This is a genomic window from Pseudomonas gregormendelii, assembly GCF_017114825.1.
GTDB classification, from domain to species: domain Bacteria; phylum Pseudomonadota; class Gammaproteobacteria; order Pseudomonadales; family Pseudomonadaceae; genus Aquipseudomonas; species Aquipseudomonas gregormendelii.
Genome location: NZ_JADEVO010000014.1, coordinates 1 through 18,589, shown reverse-complemented (window position 1 = coordinate 18,589; position 18,589 = coordinate 1). Strand labels below are relative to the sequence as shown.

15 protein-coding genes are annotated in these 18,589 nt (G+C 57.2%); 10 read left to right on the top strand and 5 right to left on the bottom strand.

The window, feature by feature from the left end:
• The first annotated feature begins 26 nt into the window (after nt 1-26).
• The 8 genes from IMW75_RS11820 (at nt 27) to IMW75_RS11785 (ending at nt 10,480) form a co-directional block, all read left to right on the top strand.
• Nucleotides 27-917, top strand: a complete 891-nt coding sequence (locus IMW75_RS11820) for an NAD(+) kinase (RefSeq protein WP_010459816.1) — start codon at nt 27-29, stop codon at nt 915-917.
• Nucleotides 917-1,888 carry a metallophosphoesterase gene (locus IMW75_RS11815; protein WP_045061595.1) on the top strand — a complete coding sequence of 324 codons (972 nt, stop codon included), beginning with the start codon at nt 917-919 and terminating at the stop codon, nt 1,886-1,888. Before IMW75_RS11820 ends, IMW75_RS11815 begins: the two co-directional genes overlap by 1 nt.
• Nucleotides 1,885-2,754 (top strand): rhomboid family intramembrane serine protease, encoded by an 870-nt coding sequence (locus IMW75_RS11810; protein ID WP_205892706.1) that lies wholly within the window; start codon nt 1,885-1,887, stop codon nt 2,752-2,754. The genes IMW75_RS11815 and IMW75_RS11810 overlap by 4 nt, the downstream gene beginning before the upstream one ends.
• Nucleotides 2,755-2,788: 34 nt before the next feature.
• Complete coding sequence (locus IMW75_RS11805) at nt 2,789-3,049, top strand: YeaC family protein (protein ID WP_045061593.1); 261 nt, start codon at nt 2,789-2,791, stop codon at nt 3,047-3,049.
• On the top strand, nt 3,046-3,876 hold the full coding sequence (locus IMW75_RS11800) for a DUF2797 domain-containing protein (protein WP_045061592.1): 831 nt from the start codon (nt 3,046-3,048) through the stop codon (nt 3,874-3,876). The genes IMW75_RS11805 and IMW75_RS11800 overlap by 4 nt, the downstream gene beginning before the upstream one ends.
• A gap of 10 nt (nt 3,877-3,886) precedes the next feature.
• Nucleotides 3,887-6,544 carry an aminopeptidase N gene (gene pepN / locus IMW75_RS11795; protein WP_205892705.1) on the top strand — a complete coding sequence of 886 codons (2,658 nt, stop codon included), beginning with the start codon at nt 3,887-3,889 and terminating at the stop codon, nt 6,542-6,544.
• A 483-nt stretch (nt 6,545-7,027) separates the two neighbouring features.
• On the top strand, nt 7,028-8,080 hold the full coding sequence (locus tag IMW75_RS11790) for a WD40/YVTN/BNR-like repeat-containing protein (protein ID WP_205892704.1): 1,053 nt from the start codon (nt 7,028-7,030) through the stop codon (nt 8,078-8,080).
• A 24-nt stretch (nt 8,081-8,104) separates the two neighbouring features.
• Nucleotides 8,105-10,480 carry an efflux RND transporter permease subunit gene (locus IMW75_RS11785; protein ID WP_045061637.1) on the top strand — a complete coding sequence of 792 codons (2,376 nt, stop codon included), beginning with the start codon at nt 8,105-8,107 and terminating at the stop codon, nt 10,478-10,480.
• A 199-nt stretch (nt 10,481-10,679) separates the two neighbouring features.
• On the opposite strand, the gene IMW75_RS11780 is transcribed toward IMW75_RS11785, so the two are convergent.
• Nucleotides 10,680-11,399 (bottom strand): FadR/GntR family transcriptional regulator, encoded by a 720-nt coding sequence (locus IMW75_RS11780; RefSeq protein WP_205892703.1) that lies wholly within the window; start codon nt 11,397-11,399, stop codon nt 10,680-10,682.
• Nucleotides 11,400-11,697: 298 nt separating this feature from the next.
• Here IMW75_RS11780 and IMW75_RS11775 point away from each other — a divergent pair, with 298 nt between their 5' ends.
• Together IMW75_RS11775 and IMW75_RS11770 are read left to right on the top strand one after the other, a co-directional pair.
• Nucleotides 11,698-13,182, top strand: coding sequence for a hypothetical protein (locus IMW75_RS11775; protein WP_205892702.1), 1,485 nt, complete (start codon nt 11,698-11,700; stop codon nt 13,180-13,182).
• Nucleotides 13,183-13,575: 393 nt separating this feature from the next.
• Nucleotides 13,576-15,267, top strand: coding sequence for a hypothetical protein (locus IMW75_RS11770; RefSeq protein ID WP_205892701.1), 1,692 nt, complete (start codon nt 13,576-13,578; stop codon nt 15,265-15,267).
• 108 nt (nt 15,268-15,375) lie between these two features.
• On the opposite strand, the gene IMW75_RS11765 is transcribed toward IMW75_RS11770, so the two are convergent.
• From IMW75_RS11765 to IMW75_RS11750, 4 genes are all read right to left on the bottom strand, one after another.
• On the bottom strand, nt 15,376-15,978 hold the full coding sequence (locus tag IMW75_RS11765) for a hypothetical protein (protein ID WP_205892700.1): 603 nt from the start codon (nt 15,976-15,978) through the stop codon (nt 15,376-15,378).
• 91 nt (nt 15,979-16,069) lie between these two features.
• Nucleotides 16,070-17,056, bottom strand: a complete 987-nt coding sequence (locus IMW75_RS11760) for a hypothetical protein (protein WP_205892699.1) — start codon at nt 17,054-17,056, stop codon at nt 16,070-16,072.
• A gap of 102 nt (nt 17,057-17,158) precedes the next feature.
• Complete coding sequence (locus IMW75_RS11755) at nt 17,159-17,704, bottom strand: hypothetical protein (protein ID WP_205892698.1); 546 nt, start codon at nt 17,702-17,704, stop codon at nt 17,159-17,161.
• A 230-nt stretch (nt 17,705-17,934) separates the two neighbouring features.
• Nucleotides 17,935-18,342, bottom strand: coding sequence for a hypothetical protein (locus IMW75_RS11750; protein WP_205892697.1), 408 nt, complete (start codon nt 18,340-18,342; stop codon nt 17,935-17,937).
• Between the last annotated feature and the right edge of the window lie 247 nt (nt 18,343-18,589).

Below are 18,589 nucleotides of genomic sequence, written 5' to 3'. Positions count from 1 at the left end.
TCGCCGGCACAGACACTAGGGGCCCCATGGAGCAATTTCGTAATATCGGCATCATCGGTCGCCTCGGCAGTTCGCAGGTGCTGGATACCGTTCGCCGACTGAAACGGTTTCTGCTCGATCGTCACCTGCACGTGATCCTGGAAGACACCATCGCCGAAGTATTGCCAGGGCATGGCCTGCAGACCTCATCGCGCAAGATGCTCGGCGAAGTGTGCGACATGGTGATTGTGGTCGGCGGTGACGGCAGCCTGCTCGGCGCTGCACGGGCGCTGGCCCGGCATAATATTCCGGTACTGGGCATCAACCGCGGCAGCCTGGGCTTCCTGACCGACATTCGCCCCGATGAGCTGGAAGTGAAAGTCGCCGAAGTGCTCGACGGCCACTACCTGGTGGAAAACCGCTTCCTGCTCCAGGCCGAAGTCCGCCGGCACGCCGAGGCCATCGGTCAGGGCGATGCACTGAACGACGTGGTGCTGCACCCGGGCAAGTCCACGCGAATGATCGAGTTCGAGCTGTACATCGACGGCCAGTTCGTCTGCAGCCAGAAAGCCGACGGCCTGATTGTCGCCACGCCGACCGGGTCTACGGCGTATGCGCTGTCAGCGGGCGGCCCGATCATGCACCCCAAGCTCGACGCTATTGTGATTGTGCCGATGTACCCCCATACCTTGTCGGGACGGCCAATTGTGGTCGATGGCAACAGTGAGCTGAAAATCGTCGTGTCCAAGGATATGCAGATCTATCCGCAAGTCTCCTGTGATGGGCAGAACCATTTCACCTGCGCGCCGGGTGACACCATCACCATCAGCAAGAAGGCCCAGAAACTGCGGCTGATCCACCCGCTGGACCATAACTATTATGAAGTCTGCCGGACAAAGCTCGGCTGGGGCAGCCGGCTGGGTGGTGGAGGCGACTGATGCTTGATCCCGCGCGTAGCTACGACCTGATCGGTGACGTGCACGGTTGCGCTCTGACCCTTGAGCACTTGCTCGACCGGCTCGGTTATCAAAAGCACGGTGGCGTCTGGCGGCACACGTCGCGCATGGCGGTATTCGTGGGCGATATCATCGACCGCGGCCCGCGCATTCGCGAGGCCCTGCACATCGTCCATGACATGGTCGAAGCTGGCCAGGCGCTGTGCATCATGGGTAATCACGAGTTCAACGCCCTGGGCTGGAGCACGCCGGCGCTGCCGGGCAGCGGCAAGCAGTTCGTGCGCGAGCACACCCCGCGCCACGCACGATTGCTGCATGAAACCCTGACCCAGTTCGAGGACCATCCGGCGGACTGGCACGACTTCCTGCAATGGTTTTACGAAATGCCGCTGTTCGTCGATGCCGGGCGTTTCAGGGTGGTGCATGCCTGTTGGGATGCCGGCCTGATCGAGCCGCTGCGGGCGCTTTTCCCCAACGGCTGCGTCGATGAGCATTTCCTCCAGGCGTCGGCCGTGCCCGGCAGTTTTGCCTGCACCGTGTTCGACCGGCTGTTGCGCGGCACTGACATGCGCCTGCCCGATGGCTTGACCATGACCAGCGGCGATGGCCTGACGCGTTCGTTCTTTCGCACCAAGTTCTGGGAAGACGACCCGCAAACCTACGGAGACATTGTGTTCCAGCCTGACGCCTTACCTGATCCGGTGGCCCGGACGCCGCTGTCCTCTTCCGAAAAAACCAATCTGCTGCGCTATGGTGCGCACGAGCCGTTGCTGTTCGTGGGGCATTACTGGCGCAGCGGCAAACCGGCACCGATTCGCCCGAACCTGGCCTGCCTGGATTACAGCGCGGTGCTTTACGGCAAACTGGTCGCCTATCGCCTGGACCAGGAAACCCGCCTCGATCCGAACAAGTTCGTCTGGGTCGATGTCGAGCGGCCGGAGGTGTTGCAATGAGTACGGTGGCCGTATTGCGCCTGCCGTTGGCGGTGGACCTGAGCGGATTCGTCAAGCTGCTGCAGCACATGCAGGTGCCGCACCGGGTCAGCGAGGAGGCGGGTGAACAGGTGCTCTGGGTGCCGGCCAACATCAGCGAGGACGTGCGCTCACTGTACGAGCGTTTTCCTGCCGGCGACCCCGACCAGCAACTGGATATCCCGCAAGCACAACCCCTTCATCGGCCGGGTTTTGTCGAGCAACTGCGCTACGCCAAGGCCACGGCGCTGGTGTTGCTGCTGAGTATCATCGTTGGCGCGGTCACGCTGCTGGGGGAAAACCTCGGTACGATGCGCTGGCTGACCTTCCTTGATTTCCGCATCGTCGGCGAGTACATCCACTTCGTGCCGCTGGCGGACAGCCTCGCGGCAGGGCAGTGGTGGCGCCTGGTGACACCGATGCTGATCCACTTCGGCATCCTGCACCTGGCCATGAACGGCATGTGGTACTGGGAGCTGGGACGGCGCATAGAGTCGCGCCAGGGCAGCATCAACCTGGTCGGCCTGACGCTGCTGTTCAGCCTGGTGTCCAATTACGCGCAGTACCTGTTCAGCGGCCCGACCCTGTTCGGCGGCTTATCGGGGGTGCTGTACGGCCTGCTCGGGCACTGCTGGATCTTCCAGTTGCTGTCGCCCAACCCGGCGTATCGCCTGCCGCGCGGCGTGCTGGTGATGATGCTGGTATGGCTGGTGCTGTGCCTGTCCGGGCTGGTCTCGATGATCGGCTTCGGCGAAATTGCCAACGCCGCCCACGTCGGCGGGTTACTCATCGGATGCTTCACAGGCCTGTTGGGCGGTTTGTACAACCGCCGTAAACTGGCTGCCTGAATTTTTTGCTGTGAATAAAGAGCGCGGAGACCCAATGTCCTCTTTTAACGAAATGATCAAGAACATCACCCCCGATATCTACGAGAGCCTGAAACTGGCGGTGGAAATCGGCAAATGGTCCGATGGTGGCAAACTCACCGCCGAACAACGGGAATTGTCGCTGCAGGCGATGATCGCCTGGGAAATCCAGAACCTGCCTGAAGAGCAGCGCACTGGCTACATGGGCCCGCAGGAGTGCAGTTCCAAGTCGATTGAAGTGCCCAATATCCTGTTCAAGTCGGATGCCATCCATTGATCGAGATTGGCCGCGGTGCAATCAGCAAGATGTCGGCGCGCCTGGACGGGCCGAATGTGCAATACGCGTTTCGTCTGGGGGATGCCGAGGTGCCGGTCAATCCGTTGATCGGCACCACAGTACGCCTGGAGTACCTGGGGGCGATCCATTGCTCCCATTGCGGACGCAAGACCAAGACCAGCTTCAGCCAGGGCTACTGCTACCCGTGCATGACCAAACTGGCCCAGTGTGACCTGTGCATCATGAGCCCCGAACGTTGTCACTTCGACGCCGGCACCTGCCGTGATCCGGAGTGGGGCCAGACGTTCTGCATGACCGATCACATCGTCTACCTGTCCAACTCGTCAGGGGTGAAAGTGGGGATTACCCGCGCCACCCAGCTGCCGACCCGCTGGATCGATCAGGGCGCGCGCCAGGCATTACCGATCATGCGGGCGTCGACCCGCCAGCAGTCGGGCTTTGTCGAGGACCTGTTCCGCAGTCAGGTCGCGGACAAGACCAACTGGCGTGCTTTACTCAAGGGCGAGGCAGTGTCCGTGGACCTGGCGCAAATCCGTGACCAGTTGTTCGACAGCTGCGCCGAGGGCCTGCAAGGTTTGCAGGAACGATTCGGCCTGCAGGCGATCCAGACCATTGCCGACGTGGAGCCCATTGAAATCCACTATCCGGTCGAGCAATACCCGGCCAAGATCGTCAGCTTCAACCTGGACAAGAACCCGATTGCCGAAGGCACGCTGCTGGGGATCAAGGGCCAATACCTGATCTTCGACACCGGCGTCATCAATATTCGTAAATACACGGCTTATCAGCTCGCCGTGCATCAGTAAGGACTCCAGCATGCGCACCGAACAACCGAAGATGATCTACCTGAAGGACTATCAGGCGCCCGAGTACCTGATCGACGAGACGCACCTGACCTTCGAGTTGTTCGAGGACCACAGCCTGGTCCATGCGCAACTGGTGATGCGCCGTAACCCCGAGCGCGGCCCCGGCCTGCCGCCGCTGCTGCTGGATGGCCAGCAGCTGGAACTGCTGTCGGTCGCCCTGGCTGACAGCGAGTTGAGCGAGAGCGATTACCAGCTGAGCGAAAATCATCTGACCCTGCACCCGACCAGCCCTGCGTTCACGGTCGACACCAGCGTGCGGATCCACCCGGAAACCAACACCGCCCTGGAAGGCCTGTACAAATCCAGCGGCATGTTCTGCACCCAGTGCGAGGCCGAGGGTTTCCGCAAGATCACCTATTACCTCGACCGCCCGGACGTGATGAGCAAGTTCACTACCACGGTAATGGCGGAGCAGCACAGCTACCCGGTGCTGCTGTCCAACGGCAACCCGATCGCTTCAGGCTCTGACGAAGACGGCCGGCACTGGGCAACCTGGGAAGACCCGTTCATGAAGCCGGCGTACCTGTTTGCGCTGGTGGCCGGTGACCTGTGGTGCGTCGAAGACACGTTCACCACCATGACCGGCCGTTCCGTGGCGCTGCGCATCTACGTCGAGCCGGAAAACATCGACAAGTGCCAGCACGCCATGAACAGCCTGAAGAAGTCCATGCGCTGGGACGAAGAAGTCTATGGTCGCGAGTACGACCTGGACATCTTCATGATTGTCGCGGTGAACGACTTCAACATGGGCGCCATGGAAAACAAGGGCCTTAACATCTTCAACTCCAGCGCCGTGCTGGCCCGGGCCGAGACCGCGACCGACGCCGCTCACCAGCGCGTCGAGGCGATTGTCGCCCACGAATACTTTCACAACTGGTCGGGCAACCGCGTGACCTGCCGTGACTGGTTCCAGCTGTCGCTCAAGGAAGGCTTCACCGTATTCCGCGATTCCGGTTTCTCCGCCGACATGAACTCGGCCACGGTCAAGCGCATCCAGGACGTGGCCTACCTGCGTACCCACCAGTTCGCCGAAGATGCCGGCCCCATGGCCCACGCCGTGCGCCCGGACAGCTTCATCGAGATTTCCAACTTCTACACCCTGACCGTTTACGAAAAAGGCTCGGAGGTGGTGGGCATGATCCACACCCTGCTCGGTGCCGAAGGCTTCCGCAAAGGCAGCGATCTGTACTTCGAACGCCATGACGGCCAGGCCGTGACCTGCGACGATTTCATCAAGGCGATGGAAGACGCCAACGGTGTCGACCTGACCCAGTTCAAACGCTGGTACAGCCAGGCTGGCACCCCGCGCCTGGCCGTTAGCGAGTCTTACGATGCCGCCGCGAAAACCTACAGCCTGACCTTCCGCCAGAGCTGCCCGGCCACCCCCGACAAGGTCGAGAAGCTACCCTTCGTGATCCCGGTCGAGTTGGGCCTGCTGGACAGCCAGGGCGGCGAAATAGCCCTGCGTCTGCAGGGCGAAGCCAGTGCCCAGGGTACTTCGCGGGTTATTTCGGTGACCGAAGCCGAACAGACGTTCACCTTCGTCGATATCGCCGAACAACCCCTGCCTTCGCTGCTGCGCGGGTTCTCGGCGCCGGTGAAGCTGAGCTTCCCCTACAGCCGCGATCAACTGATGTTCCTCATGCAGCATGACACTGACGGTTTCAACCGTTGGGAAGCCGGCCAGCAATTGTCGGTGCAGGTGCTGCAGGAACTGATTGGCGATTACCAGAAAGGTGAAGCGCTGGTGCTCGACCAGCGTCTGATTACAGCCTTGCACAGCGTGCTGACCGACGAAACACTGGACCAGGCCATGGTCGCCGAGATGCTCTCGCTGCCAGGCGAAGCCTACCTGACGGAAATCAGTGAAGTGGCCGACGTCGACGCCATCCATGCCGCCCGGGAGTTTGCCCGCGAGCAGTTGGCGAACAACCTGTTCGAGCCGCTGTGGCTGCGTTACCAGGCCAACCGCGACCTGTCGAAGAAAACGCCCTACGTTGCCGAAGCCGAACACTTCGCGCGTCGTGCCCTGCAAAACATCGCGCTGTCCTACCTGATGCTCAGTGAAAAAGCCGAAGTATTGGCCGCGACCCTGGAGCAGTTCGAGGCCAGCGACAACATGACCGAGCGCCTGACGGCGCTGGCGGTACTGGTCAACTCGCCATTCGAAGAACAGAAGGCCCTGGCCCTGGCGAGCTTTGCCGAGCACTTCAAGGACAATCCCCTGGTCATGGACCAGTGGTTCAGCGTCCAGGCCGGCAGCCCGTTACCGGGCGGCCTGGAGCGGGTGAAGGCGTTGATGCAACATCCGGCGTTCAACCTCAAGAACCCGAACAAGGTCCGCGCCCTGATTGGTGCATTTGCCGGGCAGAACCTGATCAACTTCCACGCGGCCGATGGTTCTGGCTATCGTTTCCTCGCGGATCTGGTGATCGAGCTGAACGGCTTCAACCCACAGATCGCCTCCCGGCAACTGGCGCCGCTGACCCGCTGGCGCAAATACGACGAGGCCCGCCAGGCGCTGATGAAAGGCGAACTGGAGCGCATTCGCGCCTCGGGCCAACTGTCCAGCGATGTGTTTGAGGTGGTCAGCAAAAGCCTGGCCTGATCCCGATGCCGCAGGATAACCATATCCTGCGGCAATCTGGCCCTGATATCCCACTGCACTCTACCCGTGATATCCCGCTGCACTTTGTCCGTGATATCCCTCCGCACTCTGTCCCTGATTCCTCGCTGAACTGTACCCCTGTAGGAGCTGCCGAAGGCTGCGATCTTTTGATCTTGCTTTGGCGGGCCTGAGATTGCCGAAGATCAAGATCAAAAGATCGCAGCCTTCGGCAGCTCCTACGGGGTGTCATCACCTCTTTCAATACCCTGGCATTCACCCGCACCCCTTATCCCGCCAGTTAACAAAAGATAACGCGGCGTCGATTGTCAGACCTTTCCAAACCCCGATAGGATAAGCCAGCTTCCGAAGGGGCTCTAGATTGCGCATTTCAGGACTATGCTCCAGAACAGGCAATCAGCATGAGCACCCTTACGGCGCCCTGAAGGGTTGAACGACCTAACAATAATAATGGGGGAAAGGTCTATGAGTGAGCCTGTCATGGGTGTGGGCAACTGCCGCCCGCCGGCATTGCGCAAAATCGCGTTGCTGGCTACAGCGCTCTCGCTGTTGGGCTGTGGCCTGTGGTCGGCGCCTGTGTTGGCCGCTGCCGCGTCGGCATCCGACGTTGTTTATTCCGTTGAATCGGCCAGGGCCAGCAAAAGCCTGATGCTCGACGTCGTGCACGCCGGCAAGCGCCTGGTGGCCGTTGGCGATCGCGGGCACATCCTGTATTCCGATGACCAGGGCACCACCTGGACCCAGGCCAAGGTGCCAACCCGGCAACTGCTGACCTCGGTGTTCTTCGTCGACGACCAGCATGGCTGGGCGGTCGGCCATGACGCGCAAATCCTCGCCAGTGAAGACGGGGGAGTGACCTGGACCAAACAGTTCGAAGACCTCAAACGTGAATCGCCGCTGCTCGACGTCTGGTTCCAGGACGCCAACAGCGGCTTCGCCGTGGGCGCCTACGGCGCGCTGCTGGCCACGAGCGATGGTGGCAAGCACTGGGAAGATGTCAGCGATCGCCTGGATAACGAAGACCAGTTCCACCTCAATGGCATTGCCGCCGTCAAGGACGCCGGCCTGTTCATCGTGGGCGAGCAGGGCAGCATGTTCCGTTCTGCCGACTGGGGCCAGACCTGGGAAAAACTCGAAGGCCCATACGAAGGCTCGTTGTTTGGCGTGATCGGTACCGCTCAAGCCAACACCCTGTTGGCCTACGGCCTGCGCGGCAATCTGTTTCGCTCCATCGATTTCGGCACCACCTGGGAGCCGGTTGAACTCCAGGCCACCCGTGGCATGCTGGAGTTCGGCTTGTCCGGTGCGACCTTGCTCGACGACGGCTCCATCGTCATCGTCGGCAACGGCGGCAGTGTGGTGCGCAGCACCGACAATGGCGAAACCTTCAGTGTGTTCAATCGCCCCGACCGCATCTCCGTCTCGGCGGTGACAGCGGCGGGCAATGGCAATCTGATTCTGGCAGGACAGGGCGGCGTTCGCGCTACTTCGCTAACCGGCGCCGAGCTGGGCAAATAACAAGAAGGCGGAGCTATGACATCCATGACTAGTCATCACCAGGACAAGGCGACGTTCCTCGAACGCCTGATTTTCAACAACCGCCCGGCAGTGATCACCATCTGCCTGCTGGTCAGCATTTTCCTGTTCTGGCAGGCGACGCTGATTCGACCGTCCACCAGTTTCGAAAAGATGATCCCCCTGGAACATCCTTTCATCCAGAAGATGATGGAGCATCGCAACGACCTGGCCAACCTGGGCAACACGGTACGCATTTCCGTCGAAGCCACTGACGGCGACATCTTCTCCAAGGAATACATGGAGACCCTGCGCCAGATCAACGACGAAGTGTTCTACATTTCCGGCGTCGACCGTTCCGGCCTCAAGTCGTTGTGGAGCCCCAGCGTGCGCTGGACCGAGGTGACGGAAGAAGGCTTTGCCGGGGGGGAAGTGATCCCGCAGAGCTACAACGGTTCCCAGGAAAGCCTCGACCTGCTGCGCAACAACGTGCTCAAGTCCGGGCAAGTCGGGCGACTGGTGGCTAACGACTTCAAGTCCAGCATCGTCGATATCCCGTTGCTGGAGTCCTACCCGGACCCGCAGGACCAGGGCAAGCTGCTGGCCCTGGACTACCGCAAGTTCTCCCACGAGCTGGAAGACAAGATCCGCGACAAGTTCGAGAAACAGAACCCCAACGTCCAGATCCACATCGTCGGTTTCGCCAAGAAAGTCGGCGACCTGATCGACGGGCTGGTGATGGTGGTGATGTTCTTCGGCGTGGCCTTCGTCATCACCATGATCCTGCTGTACTGGTTCACCAACTGCATGCGCAGCACCGTGGCGGTATTGAGCACGACGCTGGTCGCGGTGGTCTGGCAGCTCGGGTTGATGCACTTCTTCGGCTTCGGGCTTGACCCGTATTCCATGCTGGTACCGTTCCTGATCTTCGCCATCGGGATCTCCCATGGTGTGCAGAAGATCAACGGCATCGCCTTGCAATCGAGCGAGGCGGACAACGCCCTGACCGCTGCGCGGCGCACGTTCCGCCAGTTGTTCCTGCCGGGGATGATCGCGATTCTCGCGGACGCGGTGGGTTTCATCACGCTGTTGATCATCGACATCGGGGTCATTCGCGAGCTGGCGATCGGCGCGTCGATCGGCGTGGCCGTGATCGTGTTTACCAACCTGATCCTGCTGCCAGTGGCTATTTCCTACGTCGGTATCAGCAAGCGCGCCGTGGAGCGCAGCAAGAAGGATGCAAACCGCGAACACCCGTTCTGGCGCCTGCTGTCGAACTTTGCCAGCCCGAAAGTCGCGCCGATCTCGATTGTCCTGGCCCTGATCGCTTTCGGTGGCGGCCTCTGGTACAGCCAGAACCTGAAAATCGGTGATCTCGACCAGGGCGCACCGGAACTGCGTCCGGACTCGCGCTACAACAAGGACAACAACTTCATCATCAGCAATTACTCCACCAGCTCCGATGTATTGGTGGTGATGGTCAAGACCAAGTCCGAGGGTTGCTCGCGCTACGAAGCCATGGCGCCGATCGATGAGCTGATGTGGAAAATGCAGAACACCGAGGGCGTGCAGTCGGCGATCTCGCTGGTGACCGTGTCCAAGCAGATGATCAAGGGCATGAACGAGGGCAACCTGAAATGGGAAACCCTGTCACGTAACCCGGATGTGTTGAACAACTCCATCGCCCGGGCTGATGGGCTGTACAACAACAGCTGCTCCCTGGCGCCGGTATTGGTGTTCCTCAACGACCACAAGGCCGAGACCCTCGACCGCGCGGTGCATGCAGTGCAGGAGTTCGCCAAGGAAAACAATAAGGACGGCCTGGAATTCATCCTGGCGGCCGGCAATGCCGGGATCGAAGCGGCGACCAACGAAGTCATCAAGGAGTCGGAGCTGACCATCCTGATCCTCGTCTACATCTGCGTCGCGACCATGTGCATGATCACCTTCCGTTCCTGGGCGGCGACCTTGTGCATCGTGTTGCCGCTGGTGCTGACGTCGGTACTGGGCAACGCCCTGATGGCCTTCATGGGCATCGGCGTGAAAGTCGCAACGCTGCCGGTGGTGGCGCTGGGTGTGGGGATTGGCGTTGACTACGGGATCTACATCTACAGCCGCCTGGAAAGCTTCCTGCGTGCCGGCCTGCCGCTGCAAGAGGCGTATTACCAGACGCTGAAGTCCACCGGTAAAGCGGTGCTATTCACCGGCCTGTGCCTGGCCATCGGCGTGTGCACTTGGATCTTCTCCGCCATCAAGTTCCAGGCCGACATGGGCCTGATGCTGACCTTCATGTTGCTCTGGAACATGTTCGGCGCGCTGTGGCTGTTGCCGGCGCTGGCGCGGTTCCTGATCAAACCGGAGAAACTGGCGGGGCAGAAGGGCAACTCGCTGTTCGCTCACTGATCCCGGGCTGAAATAGAAAAGCCGCAACTCAGGTTGCGGCTTTTTTGTGGGCGCCAAGATCAAAAGATCGTCCGAACGCGGCCCGAGCCTGCGGCAGCTCCTACAAGGATTGCATGCAACGCCGAATTGCGGGTGTACCTGGTCTATGTAGGAGCTGCCGAAGGCTCGGGCCGCGTTCGGACGATCTTTTGACTTTGCTCTACGACAATTCCGTACCGAGCACCACATTCAAAGCACTACGCGCATCATCCAGCTGCACCAACGTCGCATGCCGCGCCCCCAGCGCATCCCGATTCTCGATCGCCGTCAGAATCGCCTTGTGCCGTGGCAATGCCAGCTCATGCAGGTTCGGCCGCTGGTTGGAATGCTTCAACGCTTCGCCAATCGCCACCGACAGCATGTTGCACAGGTTCGCCAGCAAGTCATTGTGGGTGGCGTCGGCGATGCGGCTGTGGAAATCCAGATCCGGTTGCAACAACGCTTCAGGCGTAGGAGCCGCTTCCATGCGTTGGTAAGCCTCACCGATGGCGGCAATGTCCGCATCGGTGGCGTGCTGCGCAGCGAGGGCGGCCGCAGCCGGTTCGATGATGCTGCGCACGCTGGTCAACAGGTCGAAAAACTCATTCTGCGGGCTGCTTTGCATCAGCCAATGCAACACATCCGGATCGAGCATGTACCATTCCTTGCGCGCCTTCACCACCGTGCCGACTCGCGGCCGGGAATACACCAGGCCCTTGGCGACCAGCACCCGGGTGGCTTCGCGCAATACCGGGCGACTGACCGCGTACTCTTCGCACAACAGCGCTTCGGCGGGCAGTTTGTCGTCGGGCTTGAAGCGTCCGGAGACTATCTGCATGCCCAGGTCCTGGACGATGCGCGAATGCATGCTTTTGCGGTCGGAGGGTTTGCGGTAATCCATGGCGAGCGACGCGGTCCTGGGCGGGCGGAGGTGTTGCGCATCATAGCAGGCGGGGAGAAGGTCCTGAATCAGATGAAGAACCAATGTGTGCGAGCTTGCGCCTGCAGGGTGGGGGCGTGTGGCCACCGTGCCTGGAGTTTTCAAGTTACACATCTGCACGTCGGTCACGTGGAGTTCGAGCGTTTTTTGAAAAAGGCTGCCTGGGCGCTGGCGCTTAATTGCTGTGCCTGTATCCCGTCGACGTGGCTTGCGCGCAGGACAGGGCTTGATCGAAGTCACCCAATGCAGGAGAGGCATAATGATTGATGTTAGCGCTAGATTGCCGAGTCTTACAGCGCGCGGTATTGAGTTCCCCATGGCCTGCGTGACTCATCCGTACATGATTCCAAATACACTTTTGAATACAACGAACGGGGCTGGCAAAGACGGTCGCGGCTACTGCTTCCTCCAGCCTATGGATACCTCTTTAGAGGGCAGCGCTGGCAGCATGGAAAAGTTGCTTAATGTGTTGCAAGGCAACAAGCGCTGCGGCACCGACCAAACTACGGAATTGTCCGACCGTCTGCTCAAAAAGGACCTTGCGGATAGTTACGTCAAGAAGAGACTAGAGAAGCACGGGGTGGATACCACCGGTTTAAGCGAGGTCATAGCGAGTTTGGTGAACAAGGTGTGCGATTCTCCTGCGCCAATCCACTTTGACCTGTTAATGAATAGAGTCGTCGGGGAAATCAAAAAGGGCTTTAAGACAGTTCAGGAAATAATTGAACAACTGCCGCTCCAGGACTTGGAGCGTGCAGCGGAATTTCAAAAATGTCCTGCACAGTCGGCGGAGGATCTGGCTCGTTTACTGTTCCCTTCCGACCCGCAGGCCCGCGCCGGGGCACTGACAGACGAAGGTCAGCGCAAGACGATTGCCAATCAATCGAGTTCTGCGGTCGTGTTGACCGGGGCTATGGCAGCCGACCTGTCGGTCAACGCTCATTCTACCTTTGACATGGGCAGTGAAGGCCAGAGCTTTCTCAGCAACGCTGAAGCGGCAGGGCAGATGCTGGCGGGGGCAGGCTTTGCGATGGCCAATCACGGAGCGCCCCGCGCCCCCCTTATAATGGGATGCGGCATTGCGATAACGAGCCTCACGTATGTGGGATACAAAGCGCTCCAGGCAATGTCCCCGCCGCTGGCGTCCGACGCCGCCCTTGATGTTCAGGCTTCCAATTTTCTGCCGTTTGAAGACCGTGAACATGCTGCCGTTCCGGCCCCGGCAGGGGGTCCCGGCGTACAGCAGCGTGGCGTACGGATCTCGGAACGGGGCAACCTCAACCAGCGGAATAAGACGCTTGCGCCCAGCTACCGGCGCACCGGCAGCGGGGAGGAGGCCTACGAACGCGCAGAGGCGTCGGAACGGGGCGACCTCAACCAGCGGAATAAGACGCTTGCGCCCAGCTACGGGCGCACCAACAGCGGGGAGGAAGCCTACAAGCGCGCAGAGGCGTCGGAACGGGACGACCTCAACCAACTGGATGAAATGCTTGCGCCCAGCTACGGGCGCACCAACAGCGGGGAGGCAACCTACGAACGCGCAGATGCTTCGAAGGTGTCAGTGTTCAACCACCACGTTGAAAAGCCAGCGTCCGTCGATCAAGGCATCGAGAACCCAGAGGCGGAGGTGCTCAAGCCTCCCGTTAAAAAGCCCGCGCGTCTTAAGGGGGTGCCGCTAGTACGTGCGTTATTTTTGTGGTTGGTAGAAAGCTCGGGGCACCCATTCCCGCTTGGTAAACGATGAACGATTCGTTGGCGCTGCACGTGATGCAGGATGACGCCTGCCTTGCTGTCTTCACATATGACGTCTCGACGTGGCACTCGGACTAAAACCGTACTGAGTGGCGATGATCGGCTGTGTTGGCGGTCCGGTAGCGACTGTGTCCGGAATTCTTGGATTACACATTACCGGGTCGTTCGCCGGGGTTTCGAGCGTTTTATGTAAAAAATGGTTTGTGCGCTGACGCTTAATGGCGGCCCTGTCCCGGGCGCAGCTTGCCAGCGCACACGACAGGCATCGATCAAGACACCCTGAGACAGGAGAGGCACCCTGGACGCTGTTAAATCTAAACAGTCGAGTCAACCATCGGCCGCTGCCCAAGCTCCAGGGTCGCCTGCGCCTGCGCAGAGCACAGCCTTGAGCCAGGAGCTCGTGACCACTGGGAACTGTCCCTGCGCTGAAGGATTGCCTTTGGGTAGCGCTGTCGGCTCGGCCTCGCGCCAGGTTCCGGCCCGGTTTTCGCGTGACGATCCGAACCCTGGTGATCTGAACAAGAGCCATGCCCTACGCGGCTCGAAAAGTGGGATGCCGGATCCGCGACGCAAACAAAAACTGCAGGCATTACAACAGAAGAAAGAGGTCGCGAGGTTGGCCGCTGTTAAGTTCGAAGATAACTGGCTTGAAGTGTTGGAAGACTTGAGCCGTATCTTAAGCGCGGAACATATATGGAGGATTTATCTCCTGCTGGAAGGTGCCAGCAAAAGTGAGGGCCTTGCCGGCGAGTTGAATCATGCGGCCAATATCCACCATGCCAATAGACGGTTGGATTTGGAGGGGCCGAAACTTTGTTCTGCATCAAAACAGAGGGTCGCAATAGAAGAACGTCTTCACGCGTTGCTCAAACTGGATGAAACCTACCATTCGATCAGTGATATTTATAATTCGACAAAAAAATCATACGCTGAAATTCTTGAAGAAGGGCTTGGATCCCGCGACTTAGTAAGACAGGTCCTCCATAAAAGCGGTATGGCGAACCAGCTTAAAGAGACAGCCGCTGCTCGGGTGCGTGTGATTAAAACGATCGAACGTTTTCGGGTTTTGTTGCGAGAAGAGCGAACTCGCTTAATGAACAAGCTCGATGAACTACCCCTCACCGCAGCAGACAAAACGACTGCGCGGGCTGCAAGCTCACGCCAGTTGTCCAAGCGCCCTCCTAAGTCGGCTGCCCCATCGAAACCCCAAAAACCTGTCAGCAGTACGCCAACCAATCGAGTCAAATTCAATGCGCAAGCGGATGACAATCCGAAAACAGTGCTCACCTTGACTGGCAAGCCGCGCTCTGACAATGCTGGTATTATTGATATCTTGAACAGCCGTGGTCAGCGCACGGCAACCTATATTCGTTCGCCTAACCAGCAGCTGTTTTTGAAATATTCGCCTCCCGACAGGGCCAGTGGTGCTAAAACTGGCGCCAGTAAAGTCAGTTTGAGTGAGTTGTCCGAGCAGATGAAAAACATGTTGTTGGAAGTGGCCGAAGGCGAAAAGATGGCCGATTACATTCGTAGCCAATCTTGGTCGAGTCCCAGGAGCGCATATGATCTTCTTGAGTACCAAGCCAATAAGCTCCGCACCTTCGCCGCCGAAGTCGAAGAGAGTAAGCAGGGGTTACCCACTGCAGCGGATCGCGAGAGTGCCGGTAACATGGCCCAAACCCTGGAGACTAGGGCGGCAGATCTTGTCAAGAAAGGGCAAAGCACACGCATTGAGCGGATTTTACGCGCCCCGCCGACGCCTGAGCACTTAATGTATTTGAGTGATCTCGGTCTACTGGGCATTACCCAGACAGTGAGCAGGAGGCCCGGTAAGCGCATGGTGTTCGATCCTGTCACTAACAGCCAGTCCAGACAAACGGACTTCCTGGATGAGTTTGAGATAACGGTCAGCGGCCAACCCTGGGCTTACGCCCATATGCATTACCCGGCCGCTGATACACCTGCTGAATCTTTCGCCAGAGCGCATTTGAAAAAGATTAATCAAAGGGGTACCACAGGGGAGGGTACTCATTACGGTACTTTTTACCGCGCACTGTTCAAGAAGATCTTCCTATAGGGCGCCCTTGACGCCCTTTGCCCAGCGGGGCCAAGCCCGTCATCAAGACCAGAAAGTGGAAGTGGGTGTACGGAAAATGAGCGGGTCGATGATGTTTTATAGGCGAGTTCAGTCGTGATTCGGCGTAGTCGGAGCATCGACACGAAGGCCTTGAAAGGGCGACTGGTAGGCCGTGATCAAAACGTCGAGGCCAATATCATGTGAGCTCTTTTTGCCCAAAGCGGCCTTGAGTTTGATGCAGTCATCGAGAAGACTTTGGTTCGTTTGTCTGATCTCACGCATCTTGGACGAAGAATGATCGCCCGTGGTGGATGCATTGGCAAAGTGCTCATAGTGCGCATGTAAAAGACAACACTCCTGGTCGAGCGTCTGTATTTTTCCCCGGGCATCAATATGGACTGGATCACCCGGAATGGATTTTTTGATCGCCAGTACGTCAAAGGAAACTGCGCGAGGGGTCGATCGGTCAACATGGAAAAATCGGTTTGAAGCGCAAAATGTGTGTCTGAGGAAATACACGATTTTTTGCCACAGGTTTTTTTCGTCGTCAGACACTTTGCACTTGCTGCTTATGGAATAGAGGCTGCCGGGAGCATTACGGCTCCCCTTCAATGAAGCGGTCCAGCTGTCTTTAGCGTGCTCTGCTTCTGGATCCGGAAAAGAGGATTTGCTTTGTATACCAATATTGGCGACAGGCTTCGCAGTTGCCATGGTTATGCTCCAGCAGAGAAGTCTAAATAGAAACGATACTTTTGTCTCTGTACCATTGCCTTGTATAAAACGCTACTTTTCAGGAACAGGCTCAATAGCTAGTTTGTGTTGGGCTACGAGGGCTTTTCAGTTTTGCACGTGGGATTTCCGTAGTAACAGCAGCCAGTTTTTTATCAAACTCTTTAAAATTCAGTTTGCGAGCTGCCTCGTTAGATTTTTTGAGTGCGTTATGTAGTTCCATAAACTCGGGATTCGAGTACCAGGTCATATTATTTCTGATTGCGTCGAGTGCATTTTCTATTGCGGTCCGGGAGTGATCGATGTTTTCCATAAGTACGTCTTTTCGGATTTTTTTTGCGTTTTTACTAAATTTGTGATCGGTTGTTTTCAGCAGTTGCTCGGTCTTCTCGACAAGGCATCCGCTCTCCGAGCAGAGTTGTTTTATCTTTTCAGTTGAGACGGTACGATGTTTGTCGATATACGCAATAAGCCCCGTCTCGAGTTTTTTTCTGAATGATGAGCAAGTGTCAATTAGCAAGTTTAGTTCAATGTCATAAATATGGTGTTTGCCGCAAGCAATTTTCAGTCGTTCAAGTTCTGCTTGAGTGTGTTCAAGTTGATCCCGGGTTTTCTTCAGGTTCTGAGCAATGATAACTCGTTCTTTTTCTGGGGCGGTTTTTTCGAATTTAGATTGGCAGTCTCTTTCTATAACCAGAGTTCTCCGGTAAAGACTGATTATTTCTTTGCTGAACCTGATGTGTAACTCCTCACCTGGACGTGAACGTCTGATGGCGCTAACGTCAATATCAAAAGGAGCACCAAAAAAATCAAACCTGTGTAGAGTCGTCGACTTTTCGCATTGGAAAAATTGAATGAGTCTTTTAAACAGCGATGCAGGTTTTTCGGGAGTAGCCCGCTTGGCTATAGGGTGTAAAAGATAAGTAGTGTTGCTCACTGATTCCAGCGAAGCCCATATATTGTTTTTTGTTGGCGAGATCGGGGCGGGGGGCGGGCTGTAAGCAATGTATCGCCTAGCTGCGCTAGCGAAGCTGTAGGCTGTTTGTATATTTTCTGTCATCTTGACTAACTCCATGTATGATATATAAATATCAGTTTCAAAGCTGTTCTCACAGCGGCGTTATACGCATAAGACATCATTGCCAAAGTCGCACCGGGATCATTAGGTTAGGCGAATGCGTGAAAACAACCCAGGTGTCTGGCGATGCGCGCTCTTGTCGTAGGTCGATTCCAGGCTTTTCAGGTTTTCAATTGCTTGCTTCACGTGGTGTAGCGGATGCTTTAGGTCCAAGAAATATTTGCTGGTTGAAGGGGTGTTACTTAAGTCGACGTTTTCAATCTGTTCTTTCAGTTGTTCCGCGACCAATAGAAGTTCCTGCATCAATTGCCTTATCGCGTCGGCTACAGTTTCAAAACCCCTGTCCATGTTTCTGGCGGTGAGATCATTCGGCTGGCTCAACAGCCGATTGACCTCGTCGATGAGCTCTTTGTTGAACTGCTCTTGTGTTTTTTTTACGACTATTTGATCTGAGCGCCGGGTTTGATTGAGTGGTGCGCTTTCCTTAATCGGAGTCAGGACGCTTGAAACGTTACCAGTTGACAAAGCGCAGCCGGAGAGGTGTTGGTGAGGCGCAACTGGTTGGCTAGGGGCGAGATGGGTCGCGCTACCGCGAGTTTTTCCATGCGCTACGTTGGATAAATTTTCCATGTGTGTTCACTTATTACGAAATACCCATCAAAGCTGTGCCTCTCTCTGTCTTTGCGCTTGCATAAAACGCTCACTCCTATCGCCAGGGTGCATTTTCAGGCAGTTGACGGCGGTGTTAAGGCGTTCTCACCCTAACGGCTTCGCAACATTGGGGCGGATAACACCAAGATCATCGACGCAAATACGCCAGCGAATTTTCCCGGTGATGTGTCTTTGTGTTATCCGATCGCCTATGTGACCGGCGGCGGGGATATGTCGGTGATGTCAGGTGTCGCGTCAAGCTTAACTTTTTGAAGACTGGTCCGAGCTACTATCGCTCGGGTCATGGTTAGCTGTATTGCAAGGCGGTCATCGGATAATTCAAGTAGTTCTCGCAAATTTCCGATCCAATAATCCAGGACTCTGGAAAAATGTCCTTTGGCAGTGCCAGACGATTCAAAACCCATCTCCCGAGCAGTCTCCGGGCTGGGTAATGCTAAAAATTTATTGACCCGCTCGATGAAGGTGAATGCATCCTTCAAGGTTCTTTTTGTATGCGGATTCAAAATGTCAGCGTACAGGTGTTCTAGTGCGATGTCCGATCCATCAGGCAAGCTGCTTTTCTTGGATTGAGCATCGTCGCTTTTGAAGAGGTTCATGAGTTTTTTAAGTAGCGTCAGCGGCTTTGGTGTCGGCTGGTTTTCGCTGTCGTATAACGCCGTAAAGGGGCGAGAGCTGTTGGTCGTAGCCCGCAATTTTTCCTGTACGGTTTTTACAGGGGGCGGTTGCAGGAGCTGAGTGCAACACGGTTATTGAATCGAAGTGGGAGTATCGTGCCGCATCGCAATGGCCTTTTGCATCACCTCACTCATCACTTCGATCGGACATTTGAAATCGAAGCGTTTA

What these genes read in the sequence shown, in the direction of transcription:
- IMW75_RS11820 (WP_010459816.1), top strand. Translation starts at nt 27, where the DNA reads ATGGAGCAATTTCGTAATATCGGCATCATCGGTCGCCTCGGCAGTTCG.
- IMW75_RS11815 (WP_045061595.1), top strand. Translation starts at nt 917, where the DNA reads ATGCTTGATCCCGCGCGTAGCTACGACCTGATCGGTGACGTGCACGGT.
- IMW75_RS11810 (WP_205892706.1), top strand. Translation starts at nt 1,885, where the DNA reads ATGAGTACGGTGGCCGTATTGCGCCTGCCGTTGGCGGTGGACCTGAGC.
- IMW75_RS11805 (WP_045061593.1), top strand. Translation starts at nt 2,789, where the DNA reads ATGTCCTCTTTTAACGAAATGATCAAGAACATCACCCCCGATATCTAC.
- pepN (WP_205892705.1), top strand. Translation starts at nt 3,887, where the DNA reads ATGCGCACCGAACAACCGAAGATGATCTACCTGAAGGACTATCAGGCG.
- IMW75_RS11790 (WP_205892704.1), top strand. Translation starts at nt 7,028, where the DNA reads ATGAGTGAGCCTGTCATGGGTGTGGGCAACTGCCGCCCGCCGGCATTG.
- IMW75_RS11785 (WP_045061637.1), top strand. Translation starts at nt 8,105, where the DNA reads ATGACTAGTCATCACCAGGACAAGGCGACGTTCCTCGAACGCCTGATT.
- IMW75_RS11780 (WP_205892703.1), bottom strand. Translation starts at nt 11,399, where the DNA reads ATGGATTACCGCAAACCCTCCGACCGCAAAAGCATGCATTCGCGCATC.
- IMW75_RS11775 (WP_205892702.1), top strand. Translation starts at nt 11,698, where the DNA reads ATGATTGATGTTAGCGCTAGATTGCCGAGTCTTACAGCGCGCGGTATT.
- IMW75_RS11765 (WP_205892700.1), bottom strand. Translation starts at nt 15,978, where the DNA reads ATGGCAACTGCGAAGCCTGTCGCCAATATTGGTATACAAAGCAAATCC.
- IMW75_RS11760 (WP_205892699.1), bottom strand. Translation starts at nt 17,056, where the DNA reads ATGACAGAAAATATACAAACAGCCTACAGCTTCGCTAGCGCAGCTAGG.
- IMW75_RS11755 (WP_205892698.1), bottom strand. Translation starts at nt 17,704, where the DNA reads ATGGAAAATTTATCCAACGTAGCGCATGGAAAAACTCGCGGTAGCGCG.
- IMW75_RS11750 (WP_205892697.1), bottom strand. Translation starts at nt 18,342, where the DNA reads ATGAACCTCTTCAAAAGCGACGATGCTCAATCCAAGAAAAGCAGCTTG.